This is a genomic window from Acidipropionibacterium jensenii (assembly GCF_005890135.1).
GTDB lineage: Bacteria > Actinomycetota > Actinomycetes > Propionibacteriales > Propionibacteriaceae > Acidipropionibacterium > Acidipropionibacterium jensenii.
In genome coordinates this window covers 1,653,065-1,669,955 of sequence record NZ_CP040635.1, presented here as the reverse complement: position 1 = coordinate 1,669,955, position 16,891 = coordinate 1,653,065, and the positions used below count along the sequence as shown (strand labels likewise).

Below are 16,891 nucleotides of genomic sequence, written 5' to 3'. Positions count from 1 at the left end.
CCGTCGACTCAGATCTCCATGGCTGCCGGGATCGGGGCCTGCCAGGTCTTGCCCAGGGTGGCCAGGTCGAGGCTGAGCAGATCCTGAATCTCGATCTTCCCGGAGTCGACCACCTCGCCCAGCCGGGCCACCGGCACCCCGTGCTCGGCGCACAGGCCGGTGAACCGCTGGTAGTCGGCCCCCGACAGGGACACCAGGGCGCGGGCCGGGCTCTCGGAGAACAGCGTCACCGCGGGCTCCCCCTCGGGAAGGGTGAGGCTGACCCCGATGCCGTGATCGAGGCAGGCCTCCACCAGAGCCTGGGACAGTCCTCCCTCGGACAGGTCGTGGGCGGAGCTGAGCAGGCCGTCGGCCGCCGCGGCGGCCAGCACCTGCCCGAGCGCCTTCTCGGCGGGCAGGTTGGGCATCGGGGGCATCCCGCCGAGGTGGCCGTCGTGGATGACGTCCTCCCAGGCCGATCCGCCCATCTCGACCTTCGTCTCGCCGAGCAGCAGGACGGCGTCGCCGCAGTGGCAGAAGCCCGCCGGGATGCGGTTGGCGACGTCGTCGATGATGCCGAGCATCCCGACCAGCGGGGTCGGCCGGATGGACTGGTCGCCGGTGCGGTTGTGCAGGCTGACGTTGCCGCCGGTGACCGGCACGCCGAGCTCCCGGCATCCGTCGACCAGGCCGAGGATGGTCTCGGAGAACTGCCACATCACGTGGGGGTCGTAGGGGGAGCCGTAGTTGAGGCAGTCGGTGATCGCCACCGGGGTGGCGCCGGTGACGGCCACATTGCGGTAGGACTCGGCCAGTGCGAGCTGGGCGCCGAGGTAGGGGTTGAGCATCCCGTAGCGGGGGTTGGCGTCCAGGGACAGGGCGATGCCCAGGCCACTGGTCTCGTCGACCCGGATCATCCCGGCGTCGGAGGGCTGGGCGAGCACCGTGTTGCCGCGCACGAAGCGGTCGTACTGGTCGGTGATCCAGGACCGGTCGCACAGGTTCGAGGAGCCGACCAGGGCCAGGATCTGGGCCGCCAGGTCGGCGCCGTCGTTGCTGCGCGGCAGGTTGTTGGCGTGGTCGGCGTTGAGCGGGTCGATCCAGTCGGGACGGGCCACCGGCATGTGCAGTTCCGGGGAGTCGTGGGCGACGGTGTGGGGGTCGACGTCGACGATCTTCTCGCCGCGCCAGTCGACGATCAGCCGGTCCCCGTCGGTGACCTCGCCGATGACGGTCGCCTGGACCTGCCAGTGGGCGCAGATCTCCATGAACCGCTCGAGGTTCTCGGGGGTCACGACGGCCGCCATCCGCTCCTGGGACTCGCTCATCAGGATCTCCTCGGGAGCGAGGTTCGGGTCGCGCAGCGGCACCCGGTCGAGCTCGACGTGCATGCCGCCGTCGCCGGCACTGGCCAGCTCCGAGGTGGCGCACGAGATGCCGGCGGCGCCGAAGTCCTGGAGGGCCTCGCAGACGCCGGCGTAGAACAGTTCGAGGGTGCACTCGATGAGGAGCTTCTCCATGAACGGGTCGCCGACCTGGACGCTGGGCCGCTTGGACTCGCCCTCGGCCTCGAAGGACTCGGAGGCCAGGATGGAGGCCCCGCCGATCCCGTCCCCGCCGGTGGCCGCACCGAACAGCACGACGAGGTTGCCGGCTCCCGAGGCCTTGGCGAACTGAAGGTCCTCGTGGCGCAGCACGCCGACGCACAGCGCGTTGACCAGCGGGTTCCCGTAGTAGGTGGGGTCGAAGACGGTCTGGCCGCCGATCGTGGGCAGTCCCAGGCAATTGCCGTAGTCGCCGATGCCCGAGACCACCCCGGGCAGCACCCGGGCGGTGTCGGGGGCATCCAGGGGGCCGAATCCCAGGGCGTTCATGACCCCGATCGGCCGGGCGCCCATCGCCATGATGTCGCGCACGATGCCGCCGACCCCGGTCGCCGCGCCCTGGTGCGGCTCCACGTAGGAGGGGTGGTTGTGGGACTCCGCCTTGAAGGTCACCGCCAGCCCGTTGCCGATGTCGACCACCCCGGCGTTGTCGCCGATGCCGGCCAGCAGGGGGCCGCGGGGAGTGGTCTGGGGCAGCGCCGCGAACTTCTTGAGGTAGATCTTCGACGACTTGTAGGAGCAGTGCTCCGACCACATCACCGAGTACATGGCGAGCTCCCCGCCGGTGGGACGTCGTCCCAGGATCTCGCGGATCGAGCGGTACTCATCCTCGGCGAGCCCCAGGTCGGCCCAGGGCTGCGCCAGATCCGGTGTGTTGCGGGCATTCTCTACGGTGTCGGCCACGGGAACAATCTAGCGGTTCGCGCCGTGACAGTGGTATGGGGCGGCCCCCACCACTGCTGGGCGGCTACTTCCGGGGGTCGGCGGGCTCGGACCAGCCGAACTCCGGGACCCGCGAGGCGAAGGTCCTCAGCACCTGCTCGGAGGCGTCCAGGGCGTCGGACTCGCCGGCGTCCAGGGCGGCGCAGGCCTGCTGAGCGCGCTGCTGGACCTCGGGATCGCCGTCTAGGTGTACTTCCCCGTGAGGTTGTGAACACGTTCTGAGGGGGTCTGGCCGCCGATACCGGTGTGGGGTCTGTGGTGATTGTAGTGATGCAACCATTCCGTGTAGGCCGCTTCGCGTTCAGTTTCACTGGTGTAGTCGCGGGCGTAGGCCCACTCGGCGGCCAGGGACCGGTTGAACCGTTCGACCTTCCCATTGGTCTGAGGCCGGTAAGGCCGGGTCCACTTGTGACCGATCTTGGCGTCGTCGAGGACCTGGCTGAAGACCCGGGACCGGTAGCAGGCCCCGTTGTCGGTCATCACGGCCTTTACGGCGACCCCGATGGATTCGAAGAAGGTCAGAGCCCGGGTCATGAACCCCGCAGCGGTCTCCTTCTTCTCGTCGTCACAGATCTCGGAGTAGGCGACTCTGGAGTGATCGTCGACGGCGTGATGAAGATACCGGTAGCCCCGAGATGCGGGCGCGCCCGCCCGCGCGGCGCGGTCTCCTGCGGCCCGTGCCGTTCGGTCCTGGACCGATCCGCGCCCGAAGGCCCGCCAGCCGCCCCCGTCGGGGATACGGCCCTGCTTCTTGATGTCGACGTGGATCAGGTCCCCGGGGGCCTGTTTCTCGTAGCGGACAGGGTCGGGGCGGCGCACGGGCAGGCCCGTGGCCTGATCGGTGTTGGCCAGCACAGGCATGTGGTAGCGCTCCAGGACACGCCCCACGGTGGAGCGGGGAATGTGCAGGTGGTAGGCGATCCGATGAGGCCCCCACCGCCGGGTGAACCGCAGCCCGACGATCCGGTGCTCGGTGCGCCGCGACAACCGGTTGGGGCTGTGAGCCGGCCGGGAGGAGTGATCGATCAGCGGCTGGCCGGCACGATAGCGATCGGCCCAGCGTTTCGCGGTGGCCGGACTCACCTGGAAGCGCTCAGCAGCCCGTCTCAGGGGCCAGCCGTCGTCGACGATGCAGGCGGCCAGCCGGAGCCTTCCAGCGGGGGTCAGGGGTGCGTTAGCGTGGGTCACGGAGGCCTCCGGTTCCTGGATGCGTGTGTGGTAACCCACATCCTGCCGGAGGCCTCCCCCCTCAGCTCAACTGTTCACAACGTCCCGGGGAAGTACATCTAGGGAGTCCATGATCCGGTTGCGCACGATGCTCCACATCCACTCGTGCTGCTGAAGGGTTCGGCGGGACTCCAGGGATCCGTTGTCCACCAGCCAGGAGCGATGGTCCTGGACGGCCTTCCAGACGTCGTCCAGCCCCTCCCCGCTCACCGCCGAGCAGGTGAGCACCGGAATCTTGCGGCTGTCCTCCTCCGTCGAGGAGGACATCATCCGCATCGCCTGACGCAGGTTGCGGGCGGCCTCCCGGGCGTTGGGGGCGTTGTCCCCGTCGGCCTTGTTCACCGCGACGATGTCGGCGAGTTCCAGGACGCCCTTCTTGATCCCCTGGAGCTGGTCTCCGGTACCGGCCACCGACAGCAGCAGGAAGGTGTCGACCATCCCGGCCACCGCCACCTCGGACTGTCCGACGCCGACCGTCTCCACCAGCACGACGTCGTAGCCGGCCGCCTCCATCACGACGATGGCCTCGCGAGTGGCTCGCGCCACACCGCCCAGGGAGCCGCCCGAGGGAGAGGGGCGGACGAAGGCGTCCTCGCGTTCGGCGAGGGCCCCCATCCGGGTGCGGTCGCCCAGGATCGAGCCGCCGGTGTTGGCCGAGGAGGGATCGATGGCCAGCACGGCCACCTTGTGGTGGTACTCGTCGACCAGCCGGCAGCCCATCGCGTCGATGAAGGTCGACTTGCCGGCGCCGGGAACCCCCGAGATGCCGACCCTGACCGCCTTTCCGGTGTGCGGGGCGAGCAGCCTCAGCATCGTGCGGGTCCGCTCACGGTCCACCGGTCGGCTGGACTCCACCAGGGTCAGGGCCCTGGCGATGTGCGGCCTGCTGCCCGCCACCACATGCTCGACGAGATCGTTGACGTCCACTGGTCCCACTGTTCTGCTCCTCCGTCTCGAGACCGGTCCTGGCCCGGCCAGCCGCCCGTTCGTCGAGCCTATGATGTCGCTCCGACATCCTCGCACCGGGGCGGACGCAACCGGGAGCGGCCGGCTCCGGGCCGGGGTCTGCGCGAACCGGGCAGCGGGGTGAGCAGGGCGGGTGAGCAACAGGGCGAGCGCCCCGTGCCCCAGCTCAGTGGCGGGCCTCCTCCGCCAGCGCGTCGGCGAGGATCTCGATGCCACGGGTGGCCTGCTCGGCGGTGATGACGCAGGGCGGGACGACGTGAATGCGGTTGTCGTGGACCGGAAGGATCAGGCCCCGCTGGTGGCAGCGCCTCGAGACGGCTGCCAACCGTGACCCCTCCAGCCTCTCCCTCGTCGCCTTGTCAGCGACCAGTTCGACGGCCCAGAAGACACCCTGGCCGCGCACCTCCCCGACCAGCGGGTTGTCGCCGAGAGCACGCAGCCCGGGGCCAAGGACCGTCTCGCCGATCTGGTCGGCGTTCTCGACGATCCCCTCGTCCTCCATCGCGGTGATGGCCGCCACGATCGCCGCCATCGCCAGCGGGTGGCCGGAGTAGGTCAGGCCGCCGGGGAACACCCGTTCGTCGAAGAAGTGCGCGATCTCGGAGCTGATGACCACACCGCCGGCCGGGACATAGCCGGAGTTCACCCCCTTGGCGAAGGTGATGAGGTCGGGGACGACGTCCTGCCGCTGGAAGGCGAACCAGGCACCGGTGCGCCCGAACCCGGCCATCACCTCGTCGCAGATCATCACGATGCCGTACCGGTCGGCGATCCTGCGAACCCCTGCCAGGTATCCGGGCGGGGGAACCATGATCCCGGCGGTGCCGGGAACCGACTCGAGCAGGATCCCGGCTATCGTCTCGGGTCCCTCGGCGAGGATGGTGTGCTCGAGGTGCTCAAGAGCCCTGGCGCACTCCTGCTCGGCTGTGGTGGCCCAGAACTCGGACCGGTACAGGTAGGGGCCGAAGACGTGAACGTGTCCCCTGGCGTACTCGTTGGGGATGCGTCGCCAGTCACCGGTCGCCACGATCGACGCACCGGTGTTGCCGTGGTAGGAGCGGTACCGGGAGATGATCTTGTCCCGGCCGGTGACCAACCGCGCCATCCGCATCGCGTTCTCGTTGGCATCGGCCCCGGCGTTGGTGAAGAAGACCTTCTCGAAACCGGCCGGTGCGTGCTCCAGAATCTTGCCGGCCGCCTCGGCCCGCTGCTTGTTGGAGGTTGACGGGGCGACCATCGTCATCACCTCCGCCTGCCTGCGGATCGCGGCGACGACTCGCGGGTGCTGGTAGCCGATGTTGACGTTGATCAGCTGGCTGGAGAAGTCGATCCAGGTGTTGCCGGCGTAGTCCCACAGACTGGCTCCGGACCCGCCGGCGATCGACGAGGAGGGCAGATGGGCCTGGGCGCTCCAGGAGTGGAGGACCCGGGAGTGGTCGGCCTCGATGACGGCGGCGTCGAGATCGGCGCCGGTCAGGTCGTGCCCGACCCCCGCCGCTCCGCAGTCCTCCTCCCACCCGACGACGGGGCGGATCCCGGCCTCACGTTGATTCCCGGTGCTGCTGTGCGAGGAGGTGGACATCGGTGCCTTCTTCCGACTCGGACCTGCTTGGGGTGTTCGCGGTGCCGACCCTGACCGGGCCCACCGCCGGTGGCCCCACTGTCCGGCTCCCGTGTTTCCGGGTCGTTTCCGCACCCGATCACCTGTGTGACGGCCCGGGCACATCCCCCGCCTGGATTGCCGGACCGGGCCGGGCATAGCATGACCGGTCGTGCCAGCAGGAGTGCGGATGACGGGGCGACCGCAGGCCAGAGCCTGGATCGTCTGGGGGGCCGCCGTACTGGCCTACACACTGGCGGTGCTCCAGCGCAGCTCACTCGGTGTGATGGGTCTGACCGCCGCCGCGCACTTCCACGCCACCGCAGGCATCGTCGCCACCTTCATGATGCTTCAGCTGGCGGTCTACGCGCTCGCACAGCTTCCCGCCGGGCTGCTCCTCGACCGGTTGGGACCTCGGGTCGTCATCACCCTCGGCGCGGTGCTGATGACCGCGGGCCAGCTGATCATCGCCCTCACCAGCGATCCCGGTCTGGCGATCCTGGCCCGCATCCTGGTCGGCGCCGGGGACGCCTGCACCTTCAGCTCGGCGATCCGGGTCATCCCGGCCTGGTTCCCGGCCCGACAGGTCCCGATGCTCACCCAGCTCACCGGGCTCATCGGCCAGATCGGCCAGATCGGCTCGACGGTGGGGCTGGTGACCCTGGTCGGCACCCGAGGATGGCGCACCACCTACCTGGTGGCGGCCGCGGCCGGCGTCGTCGGGATCCTCACCAGTGCCCTGCTGCTGAGGGGACGCGCCCGCCGGGTCCAGGGATCAGCGCGCCTCCGCATCGGTGCGCCAGCTGCCCCGGGAGGTCCTGGCGGTGATCCGCAACCCGGCCACCGGGGTGGGGTTCTGGGCCCACTGGTCGACGAATCTGGGCGGGGTCGTCTACTCGATGATGTGGGGAATGCCCTATCTCACCCGGGCCGAGGGGAGATCCACCGCCACGGCCTCGGGGCTGATGACCTTCTACATCATCGCCTCGGCCGTGTCGGGGCCGGTCGCGGCCCGACTCACCCAGCGCCACCCGTTGCGCCGCACCACCCTGGTGGTCGGCATGGTGGGGCTGGCCGTGGTCCCGTGGATCGCGGTCCTGGGATGGCCGGGCAGGGCCCCGCTGTGGCTGCTGGCGACCCTGTCGGCAGGTCTTGGACTGTGCCTGCCGGGCGGGGCGATCGGTTTCGACGTGCTGCGCACCAGCCATCCGGCCCGGCGGCTGGGCACCGCGACCGGGATCGCCATCATGGGCGGGTTCACGGCCTCCCTGATCCTCATCCAGGTCATCGGGCTGGTCCTGGACCGGCTGTGCCCCGGTGGCGCCTACACCCTGTCGGCGTTCCGGTGGGCGATGAGCATCCAGTTGATCTTCTTCGCCGTGGGAGTCTGGGGGCTCCTCGACTCGGGACGCCGGATGCGGGCGATGATGGCGGCCTCCGGGACAGTCGTCCCGCCCTGGCGCGAGGCGATCGCCCGACACCGAGGAGGCCGTGACGGCTGAGCGGTGCAGGCGGTGACGGCTGAGCCGTGGAGCTCGGCCGCCGCTCAGCTGCGGACGGTGAGCTCCCCGGCGATGCTGGTGCCCATCCAGTGGGCCACCTCCTCTGCCCCCAGACCCTGGGAGAGCAGGAAGACCAGCTTGGCGTAGACGGCCTCCAGAGTCATGTCCTCCGATCCGATCGCCCCCGCCCGGGCCAGCTCCCAGCCGGCCTCGTAGTGGCCCAGCAGGACATCGGCCTGGTGGCACTGGGAGGTGACCACCACCGGCACCCCGTCGGCGATCGTCGCGGCGATGACGTCGACCAGTCCGGGTTCGTCGCTGGGAGCGTTTCCCACCCCGAAGGCCCTCAGCACCACGGCCTCGGGACGCGGATCGATCATCGCGGCCAGCCGGTCGGCGGTGATTCCGGGCGCCAGGTCCAGCACCGCGATGTCGCAGCGCCGGTAGGGCCGGGGGCTGTCCCAGCCGCACCCGCGCGGACCGGGAGCGGTCCACTGCCAGGGCGCCCCGGTCCGCGCCAGCTCGGGGACGCTGGGCGAACCGAATCCCTGGAAGGCCCACGACGAGGTCTTGGTCACCCGGGTGCCGCGCAGCAGCTTGTGGCCGAAGAAGATCGCCACCCCGAAGGACTGCCCGGCCATCGCCGCACGCAGCGCCCCGGTGACATTCGGGGCGGCGTCGGTGCCCACCACCCCCAGCGGGTACTGGGCCCCGGTGAGCACCACGGGCTTGTCGAAGCCGGTGAGCGCGTAGGACAGTGCGGCGGCGGCGTAGGCCATCGTGTCGGTCCCGTGCAGGACGACGAAGGCGTCGGCGTCATCGTGCCGCGCCCACAGCTCGTCGACGATGTGCTGCCAGTCCTCGGGGGTAGCGTTGGCCGAGTCGATCAGGTGGTCGAAGGTGACCAGACCGACCCCCCGATCCAGCTCGGTGCCGCTGAGCAGTCTGTGCAGCCAACCCTCCAGGTCGGCCCCGGGGGCCAGCCCCTGAGGGGTGTCGACCATACCCAGGGTTCCACCGGTGTACAGGATCTCGACCCTCATGCGGCTCTCCTCCTCGGTTCTACTTCTGTGACGTCTGGGACGTGGTGTCGGCCGACTCGGCCGAGTCGGCGTCCAGGATGTTGTCGAGCAGGTCCCCCTTGATGCGGTTGCGCACCGCGAACCAGCCGATCACCAGCAGCACGACGACCCCCAGGAACATGTAGATGGTGGGACGCCCGACACCCGGGTCGAACCACATCGACACGATCACCACGACCAGGAAGACGATGGCCACGATATTGGTCACCGGCGCCCCGCGCAGCCGGAAGTCGGGACGCTCGACGTCTCCCCTCCTGGCGCGGCGGACGAAGATCACATGGGAGGCGAGGATCGAGATCCAGGTGCCGGCGATGCCGATACCGGCCAGGTTCATCACGATGTCGAAGGCGCCACTGGGGTAGATGTAGTTGATGAGCACGCCGATCAGGCCCAGCGAGGCGGTGATGGTGATGCCGCCGGCCGGCACCTGGTGCCTGTTCAGCTTGGAGGCCATCCGCGGGGCCTCCCCGGCCACCGCCATCGACCGCAGGGTGCGACCGGTGGCGTAGAGACCGGCATTGAGGGAGGACAGTGCCGCGGTGAGCACCACCACCTGCATGATGTCTCCGGCGTAGGGCACCCCGATCCGGGCGAAGAAGGTGACGAACGGGGACTCGTCCCCGGAGTACGCGGTCCACGGCAGCACCAGGGTCATGAGGATCACCGAGCCGACGTAGAACACGAAGATTCGCAGAATCATCGAGTTCACCGCCTTGGGCAGGATCTTCTTGGCCTCGGCGGCCTCTCCGGCGGCCACGCCGACCATCTCGGTGCCGCCGAAGGCGAAGATGACGCCGAGCGACAGGGTGAGCAGCGGGGCCACTCCCAGCGGGAAGAACCCGCCGTGCTGAGTGAGGTTGGCCAGTCCGGCATGGTCCTTGCCGACCGCGTGGCCGGTGACGATGGCCCAGATCGCGACCGCCATGAAGGCCACGATGGCCGTCACCTTGATCGCGGCGAACCAGAACTCCGCCTCGCCGAAGTACTTCACCGAGAACATGTTCAGGGTGAAGACCACCGCCAGGGCGATCATCGCCAGCACCCACTGGGGGACCGGCTGGAAGAAGGTCCAGAAGTGCAGGTAGAGCGCGACGGCCGTGATGTCGGCCATCACCGAGGTCGCCCAGTCGAGGAAGAACAGCCATCCGGTGATGTAGGCGCCCTTCTCCCCCATGAACTCACGGGCGTAGGAGACGAAGGCTCCCGAGGAGGGCCGGTGGATGGACAGCTCGCCCAGAGCTCGAACCATGATGAAGGCGAACAGTCCGCAGATCGCGTAGGCGATGGCCAGTGCCGGGCCGCCCTTCGCCAGCCGGCCGCCGGCACCCAGGAACAGCCCGGTGCCGATCGATCCGCCGATCGCGATCATTCTGATGTGTCGGGTCTTCAGACCCTTCTGGTAGCCCTCGTCGGCCTTGTCAACGACCCGGGTGTCTGCGTCCGAACTCACCGGGTAAGTATGGACCCGGCGAGTCGGGCGTCCGTCCAACCGCTCAGACGTGGACGCTGAGGAATCGACGCACCGACGAGATGAATCCCAGTCCGTCGGTCCCACCGCTGGTGAGGTCCTCGACGGCGTGCTCGGGATGGGGCATCAGGCCCACCACATTGCCGGTCTCGTTGGTCACCCCGGCGATGTCGTGCTCGGACCCGTTGGGATTGCGCACGTACCGGAAGACCACCTGGTTGTTGGCCTCCAGGGCCGCCAGCTCATCGGTGGAGGCGACGTAGTTGCCCTCGCCGTGCTTGGCCGGGATCAGGATCCGCTGATCGGGCTTGAAGTCGCAGGTCCACACCGTGTCGATGCTCTCCACGACGAGTTCCTGGACCGAGCAGTGGAACCGCCGCTGCTCGTTGCGCATCAGGGTTCCGGGCAGCAGGTGAGCCTCGCACAGCACCTGGAAGCCGTTGCAGATTCCCAGCACGGGCAGGCCCCTGTCGGCCGCCTCGCGCACCGCGGTCATCACCGGCGACAGCGCCGCGAGGGCACCGGCCCTCAGGTAGTCGCCGTAGGAGAAGCCACCGGGCAGGATGACCCCGTCAACACCCTTGAGGTCGGCGGAGGCGTGCCACAGGTGCACCGGCTCGGCGCCGCCCAGGCGCACCGCTCGGGCGGCGTCCTGGTCGTCGAGGGTTCCCGGGAAGGTGACCACACCGATCCGAGGGGCCATCTCAGCGCTCCACGTGAATGTCGTAGGACTCGATGACGGTGTTGGCCAGCATCGTCTCGGCGATCTCGCGGATCTCGTCGAGCCGGTCCTCGACCCCCTCGCCGGTGATCTCGAACCGCTTGCCCTGTCGGACCGTCAGGCCCTCGTGGGCCCGCCTCCCGAGGACGCCGGTGATGGCCTTGCCCTGCGGGTCGAGGATCTCGGGCTTGGGCATGACGTCCACCACAACACGTGCCATGGCGCCGATCCTATCGGTACCGGCCGACGTCTGGTCGTCGGTCCCGGGGCGGACCGTCCCGGCATCGGCGGACCCCAGCGGGTCGCTCACCCCGGTGAGCATCGTCCATGCCTCGAGGTACCGGTCGCGGGTGGCGCTGACGATGTTGTCGGGCAGGGTCGGGGGTTCCTCGTCCGAGTGTCGGTCCCACCCCGATCCGAAGGTCAGCCAGTCGCGGACGAACTGCTTGTCGAAGGAGGGGTTGGACCCTCCCGGGGCCCACTGGGAGGCGTCCCAGAAGCGCGAGGAGTCGGGGGTGAGCACCTCGTCGCCCAGCACGATGGTGCCGTCGGCGCGGTGGCCGAACTCGACCTTGGTGTCGGCCAGGATGATGCCGCGGTCGCGGGCGATCTGCTCGGCGCGGGCGTAGATGGCCAGGGACAGTCGGCGCAGCTCCTCGGCGACCGGGGCCCCCACGATGGAGACCAGGGTGTCGAAGTCGATGTTCTCGTCGTGCTCGCCGTAGTCGGCCTTGGTGGCCGGGGTGAAGATCGGCTCGGGCAGTCGTGAGCCGTCCTGGAGCCCCTCGGGAAGGGCGATGCCGCAGACCTTGCCGCTCTGCTGGTACTCGGCCCAGCCCGATCCGGTGAGGTAGCCGCGCACCACGCACTCGACCGGGTACATCTGGAGCTCCTCGACCACCATCGCCCGGCCCTGCACGGCCTCGGGGACGTCGGTGGAGACGAGATGGTTGGCGACCACGTCGCGCAACTGGTCGAACCACCACAGGGAGATGCCGGTGAGCACCTTCCCCTTGTCTGGGATGTCCGGGGACAGGATGTGGTCGTAGGCGCTGATCCGGTCGGTGGCGACCATCAGCAGTCGACCCGGCTGATCGGGCAGTCGGTACATGCGCCGAACCTTGCCCTCGCTGAGCAGTGGAAGCCCGAGATCATCGGTGGAGCTGGCCATGCAGGCATCATCTCACGCACTCCGCCCCTCATGCTCAGCACGTCCGGGCCGTGCGTGCTCAGCACGACCGAGCTGCCTCCCGACGGCGTCTCCCGATCACAGCGTGATCACTGGAATCTATTGGTCGGACCAAACGTGATAGCTTGTCTCTATCAGCAAGCGAGACAACCAAGAAGGTCACTGATGAGTCTGATCAACACGAAGATCCTTCCTTTCCAGGCGCACGCCTACCACCAGGGCGAGTTCGTCGACGTCTCCGATGCCGACGTGGCCGGCAAGTGGGCCATCTTCTTCTTCTACCCGGGCGACTTCACCTTCGTCTGCCCCACCGAGCTCGGCGACCTGGCCGACCACTACACCGAACTGCAGAAGATGGGCGTCGAGGTCTTCTCGGTCTCCACCGACTCGCACTTCGTCCACAAGGCATGGCACTCCGAGTCGGAGACCGTCGCCAAGGTCCAGTACGCGATGATCGGCGACCCGAGCCTCCAGCTCACCCGCAACTTCGACGTCGAGCGCCTGGGCGCCGGACAGGCCGACCGGGCCACCTTCCTGGTCGACCCGCAGGGAGTCATCCAGTTCTACGAGCTCACCGCCGAGGGAATCGGCCGCAACGCCGAGGAGCTGGTCCGCAAGGTCAAGGCGGCCCAGTACATCGCCGCCCATCCCGGCGAGGTCTGCCCCGCCAAGTGGGAGGAGGGCGATGACACCCTCGCCCCGTCCATCGACCTCGTCGGCATGATCTGATCCTCATCCCCGAACCATCGCGAGCCCCCGGCGGGGACCCGACCCGCCGGGGGCTCGCGATATCTCGTCACCCTTCTCAGACAGCTTTGCAAGGCCGCCCGTCACAGCCTCGAAGGAGAAACACCATGCTCGATCCCGCCCTCACCCAACAGCTCAAGACCTACCTGGCGATGACCACCGAACCGGTCGTCCTGGTGCCCTCCCCCGGCACCGACAAGAGGTCCGAGCAGATGATGGAGCTCCTCGGTGAGATCGAGGCCGCCGGCGAGCGGGTCACCGTCGCCGACCCAATCGCCGGCGACCGCACCCCCTCCTTCGCCATCACCCGCCCCGGCACCGACATCTCGGTGCGCTTCGCGGGCCTGCCGATGGGCCACGAGTTCAACTCCCTGGTGCTGGCCCTGCTCCAGGTCGGAGGGGTTCCGGTCAAGGCCGACGCGGCCCTGCTGGACGCCGTCCGCGGCCTGTCCGGCCACCACGAGTTCACCACCTACATGTCGCTGACCTGCCAGAACTGCCCGACGGTGGTCCAGGCCCTCAACGCGATGAGCATCACCAACCCGAACATCCGGCACACCGCGGTGGAGGGCGGGGCCTTCGCCGCCGAGGTCAAGGCCAAGGGCATCCAGTCGGTGCCGGCCATCTACCTGGACGGTCAGGAGTGGGGTTCGGGCCGGATGACGATGGCCGACATCCTGGCCAAGCTGGACTCCGCGGCTGCCGAGCAGGCCGCCGAGGACCTCTCGCAGCGCGAGCCCTACGACGTCCTGGTGGTGGGTGCCGGCCCGGCCGGAGCCTCCGCCGCCGTCTACGCCGCCCGCAAGGGGATCCGCACCGCGATGGCCGGTGAGCGGATCGGCGGACAGGTGCTCGACACCGACGCCATCGAGAACCTCATCTCGGTGCCGCACACCACCGGCCCGAAGCTGGCCGCCTCGCTCAGCGCCCACATCAGCGACTACCAGATCGACGCCATCGAGCGTCAGCACGCCACCGAGCTCATCCCGGCCGGGGAGGACGGCCTGACCGGCGTCCGGTTCTCCGACGGGGTGCTGCGCGCCAAGGCCGTGGTGCTGGCCACCGGCGCCCGCTGGCGTCAGCTGGGGGTGCCCGGCGAGCAGGAGTACAAGACCAAGGGTGTCACCTACTGCCCGCACTGCGACGGCCCGCTGTTCAAGGGTCAGGACGTCGCGGTGGTCGGCGGCGGCAACTCCGGTATCGAGGCGGCCATCGACCTGGCCGGTGTCACCGGTCATGTCACCGTCCTCGAGTTCATGGACTCTCTCAAGGCCGACGCCGTGCTGCTGTCGACCCTGGAGTCGCTGCCCAATGTCGACGTCATCACCTCGGCCCAGTCGACCCAGGTGGTCGGCGACGGCTCGCACGTCACCGGTCTGGAGTACCGCGACCGCGGCACCGGCGAGCTGCACACCGTGCCGGTGCGCGGAATCTTCGTCCAGATCGGACTGCTGCCCAACACCGAGTGGCTCGAGGGTGCGGTCAACCTCACCAAGCGCGGCGAGATCGTCGTCAACACCCGCGGCGCCACCTCGGTGCCCGGTGTCTTCGCCGCCGGTGACTGCACCACCCAGCCCTTCAAGCAGATCATCATCTCGATGGGATCGGGTGCCACCGCGGCACTGGGCGCCTTCGATCACATCATCCGCTCCGCCGGAGCCGCCAAGACCTTGGCCAAGGCGTCCTGAGGGCGGTTCCAGGAGTCATGAATCTGCGGTGGGTGGAGTACCTGGTCGCGCTGGCCGATGAGCGTCATTTCGGCCGGGCCGCGGCCAGGTGCGGGGTGAGCCAGCCGACCCTGTCGGCCCAGCTGCGCCGTTTCGAGGAGGAGCTCGGCGGGCCCCTGGTGGTGCGTGAACCGCGGATCGAGCTCACCGAGCTGGGGCGCCGGGTGATCGGTCCGGCCCGCCAGATGCTCTCCCTGGCCGAGGACATCTCCTGGGCGGGTCGTGACCAGGAGGGACCGGTCACCGGAACCGTGCGGATCGGGATCTTCCCGACCCTGGCGGCCTACCTGCTGCCGCACCTGTTGGCCGGGTTGGACCATGATGCGCCGGGGGTGGACCTGTCGGTGGTCGAGGAGAAGTCGGCCACCCTGCTGGGACTGCTGGACTCCGGCGAGATCGACGTCGCTCTGCTGGCCTCCGCGGTACCCGCCAAGTTGAGTTCGGTGCCTGTCTTCCGCGAGGAGTTCCTGCTGGCCACCCCGGCCGATGACCCGCTGGGAACCGACCCGGGCCCGGTGGACCCGGCTGCTCTGCGCGGCACCGATCTGATCCTCATGTCGGAGGGTCACTGCCTGCGCGACCAGGTCCTCGAGGTGTGCGCGGACTCGGGTTCCGGGGTCCGCAAGGATATCCAACCCGGGTCGGTGGCGACCCTGTCCCAGCTGGTGGCGGCCGGTTCCGGGCGGACCCTGATGCCCCGGATGGCGGTGAGCCCCCCGATGGCCCCCGATCCCCGGATCGCACTGCGCGAGTTCACCAAGCCCCGGCCCCATCGCGACGTGGTGGTGTGCGGGCGGGCCGCCGTGCTGGAGCGGCGCGCCGTGCGGGCGCTGGTCGCGGTGCTGCGCGACCTGCCCGGCGGCCTGGTCGAACCCCTCGAGAGCCTCTGCTACAGCACCTGACCGGGCAGATACCGGGCCGCCTCGGGATGATCGGCGACAATCGCCTCCACCTGCCCCACCAGGGCGGCGACCTGGGAGCGGGCGGCCCCGGTCAGCTCGATCGGGGAGGTCACCAGGTCGGCCAGCTCGGAGGAACTCAGCGGGATCCGGTCGTCGGCGGCCAGCCGGTCGAACAGATCGTTGTGGGTGCTGCCGGTCTCTCGCATCTGGAGGGCCAGCGAGACGGCGTTCTCCTTGATCGCCTCGTGGGCATCCTCCCGCCCCACCCCGGCGCGCACGCACGCCATCAGCACCTTGGTGGTGGTGAGGAAGGGCAGGTAGCGCTGGAGCTCGGCCTCGATGACGGCGGGGAAGGCGCCGAAGTCGGTGAGAATGGTGAGGAAGGTCTCGAACATCCCGTCGACGGCGTAGAAGGCGTCCGGCAGCGCGACCCGGCGCACCACCGAGCAGGAGACGTCCCCCTCGTTCCACTGCACCCCGGCCAGCCCGGTGGTCATCGTGAGGTAGCCGCGCAGCACCATGAGGAAGCCGTTGACCCGCTCGCAGGAGCGCGCGTTCATCTTGTGCGGCATCGCCGAGGAGCCCACCTGGCCGGGCTTGAATCCCTCGGTGACCAGCTCGTTGCCGGCCATCAGGCGGATCGCGGTGGCCAGATCGGAGGGCCCGCAGGCCACCTGGACCAGGGCCGAGACCACCTCGAAGTCCAGCGAGCGCGGGTAGATCTGGCCGGTGGAGGTGAGCACGTGGTGGAAGCCGAGGTGCTCGACGATGGTGCGCTCCAGGGTGGCCAGCTTGGCGGCGTCGCCTCCGAGCAGGTCGAGCATGTCCTGAGCGGTGCCCATCGGCCCCTTGATGCCGCGGGCCGGGTAGCGTTCGATGAGCTCCTCGACGCGCCGGTAGGCCACCAGCATCTCGTCGATGATGTTGGCGAACCGCTTGCCGAGGGTGGTGACCTGGGCCGCGACGTTGTGGGAGCGGCCGGCGATCGGCTGGTCGGAGTACTGCGCGGCGAGCCGGGCCAGCTGGGACAGCGCGGCGACCATCCGGTCGCGGATGAGGGTGAGAGAGACCAGCACCTGGTGCTGCTCGATGTTCTCGGTGAGGTCCCGACTGGTCATCCCCTTGTGGATCTGCTCGTGGCCGGCCAGCGCGTTGAACTCCTCGATACGGGCCTTGACGTCGTGGCGGGTGATCCGCTCACGGGCCGCGATGGAGTCCAGATCGATGACGTCGACGACCCGCCGGTAGTCGGCGAGCACCTGCTCGGGATCCTCTCCCCCGAGCGGGACGCCCAGTGCGATCTGCTCGGCCAGCACCGCGATCCACAGCCGGCGCTCGGCCTTGATCTTGTTCTCCGGCGACCAGATCTCGCGCATCTGGACCGAGGCGTAACGGTTGGCGAGGACATTGGGCACACTCACGGACGCTCTCCTGACAGGGTTGAGGGACAGATT

Annotated in this window: 11 protein-coding genes and 2 pseudogenes; 4 read left to right on the top strand and 9 right to left on the bottom strand. The window is 69.1% G+C overall.

The annotated features are described in order from the left end of the window. Positions 1-8: 8 nt before the first annotated feature. The 4 genes and pseudogenes from purL to FEZ32_RS07295 form a co-directional block, all read right to left on the bottom strand. The gene (gene purL / locus FEZ32_RS07310; protein WP_138680321.1) at positions 9-2,267 is read right to left on the bottom strand and encodes a phosphoribosylformylglycinamidine synthase subunit PurL; all 2,259 of its coding nucleotides are present in this window, start codon (positions 2,265-2,267) and stop codon (positions 9-11) included. 222 nt (positions 2,268-2,489) lie between these two features. Continuing rightward, entirely contained in the window at positions 2,490-3,494 is a 1,005-nt protein-coding gene (locus FEZ32_RS07305) for an IS481-like element ISPfr15 family transposase (RefSeq protein WP_127822681.1), read from the bottom strand. Positions 3,495-3,581: 87 nt separating this feature from the next. Beyond that, positions 3,582-4,511 (bottom strand): annotated as a pseudogene (gene meaB / locus FEZ32_RS07300) (methylmalonyl Co-A mutase-associated GTPase MeaB); the annotation flags it as partial. A 154-nt stretch (positions 4,512-4,665) separates the two neighbouring features. Then, a complete protein-coding gene (locus FEZ32_RS07295) occupies positions 4,666-6,081 on the bottom strand; it encodes an aspartate aminotransferase family protein (protein ID WP_084149558.1) in 1,416 nt (471 codons plus the stop codon). A gap of 208 nt (positions 6,082-6,289) precedes the next feature. On the opposite strand from FEZ32_RS07295, the pseudogene FEZ32_RS07290 reads away from it, so the two are divergent. Next, a pseudogene (locus FEZ32_RS07290) lies at positions 6,290-7,601 on the top strand (MFS transporter). Between the two features lie 44 nt (positions 7,602-7,645). Here FEZ32_RS07290 and FEZ32_RS07285 read toward each other — a convergent pair. From FEZ32_RS07285 to FEZ32_RS07270, 4 genes are read right to left on the bottom strand one after another with little or no spacing between them, the layout of a single operon-like run. After that, positions 7,646-8,644, bottom strand: a complete 999-nt coding sequence (locus FEZ32_RS07285) for an asparaginase (protein WP_097798362.1) — start codon at positions 8,642-8,644, stop codon at positions 7,646-7,648. Positions 8,645-8,663: 19 nt separating this feature from the next. Beyond that, entirely contained in the window at positions 8,664-10,133 is a 1,470-nt protein-coding gene (locus tag FEZ32_RS07280; protein ID WP_036982721.1) for an amino acid permease, read from the bottom strand. A 43-nt stretch (positions 10,134-10,176) separates the two neighbouring features. Continuing rightward, on the bottom strand, positions 10,177-10,854 hold the full coding sequence (gene purQ / locus FEZ32_RS07275) for a phosphoribosylformylglycinamidine synthase subunit PurQ (RefSeq protein ID WP_097828417.1): 678 nt from the start codon (positions 10,852-10,854) through the stop codon (positions 10,177-10,179). 1 nt (position 10,855) lies between these two features. Beyond that, positions 10,856-12,043: a phosphoribosylaminoimidazolesuccinocarboxamide synthase gene (locus tag FEZ32_RS07270; RefSeq protein WP_028703976.1), complete on the bottom strand. Its 1,188-nt coding sequence runs from the start codon at positions 12,041-12,043 to the stop codon at positions 10,856-10,858. A 183-nt stretch (positions 12,044-12,226) separates the two neighbouring features. Here FEZ32_RS07270 and ahpC point away from each other — a divergent pair, with 183 nt between their 5' ends. From ahpC to FEZ32_RS07255, 3 genes are all read left to right on the top strand, one after another. Then, entirely contained in the window at positions 12,227-12,790 is a 564-nt protein-coding gene (ahpC, locus tag FEZ32_RS07265) for an alkyl hydroperoxide reductase subunit C (RefSeq protein WP_028703977.1), read from the top strand. Positions 12,791-12,915: 125 nt separating this feature from the next. Next, positions 12,916-14,496: an alkyl hydroperoxide reductase subunit F gene (gene ahpF, locus FEZ32_RS07260; protein ID WP_138680319.1), complete on the top strand. Its 1,581-nt coding sequence runs from the start codon at positions 12,916-12,918 to the stop codon at positions 14,494-14,496. Positions 14,497-14,513: 17 nt separating this feature from the next. Next, a complete protein-coding gene (locus FEZ32_RS07255) occupies positions 14,514-15,437 on the top strand; it encodes a hydrogen peroxide-inducible genes activator (protein WP_097798359.1) in 924 nt (307 codons plus the stop codon). Here FEZ32_RS07255 and purB read toward each other — a convergent pair. Next, on the bottom strand, positions 15,425-16,858 hold the full coding sequence (purB, locus tag FEZ32_RS07250; RefSeq protein WP_138680318.1) for an adenylosuccinate lyase: 1,434 nt from the start codon (positions 16,856-16,858) through the stop codon (positions 15,425-15,427). The genes FEZ32_RS07255 and purB overlap by 13 nt on opposite strands. Positions 16,859-16,891 lie beyond the last annotated feature (33 nt).

What these genes read in the sequence shown, in the direction of transcription:
- FEZ32_RS07295 (WP_084149558.1), bottom strand. Translation starts at nt 6,081, where the DNA reads ATGTCCACCTCCTCGCACAGCAGCACCGGGAATCAACGTGAGGCCGGG.
- FEZ32_RS07285 (WP_097798362.1), bottom strand. Translation starts at nt 8,644, where the DNA reads ATGAGGGTCGAGATCCTGTACACCGGTGGAACCCTGGGTATGGTCGAC.
- purQ (WP_097828417.1), bottom strand. Translation starts at nt 10,854, where the DNA reads ATGGCCCCTCGGATCGGTGTGGTCACCTTCCCGGGAACCCTCGACGAC.
- FEZ32_RS07270 (WP_028703976.1), bottom strand. Translation starts at nt 12,043, where the DNA reads ATGGCCAGCTCCACCGATGATCTCGGGCTTCCACTGCTCAGCGAGGGC.
- ahpC (WP_028703977.1), top strand. Translation starts at nt 12,227, where the DNA reads ATGAGTCTGATCAACACGAAGATCCTTCCTTTCCAGGCGCACGCCTAC.
- ahpF (WP_138680319.1), top strand. Translation starts at nt 12,916, where the DNA reads ATGCTCGATCCCGCCCTCACCCAACAGCTCAAGACCTACCTGGCGATG.
- FEZ32_RS07255 (WP_097798359.1), top strand. Translation starts at nt 14,514, where the DNA reads ATGAATCTGCGGTGGGTGGAGTACCTGGTCGCGCTGGCCGATGAGCGT.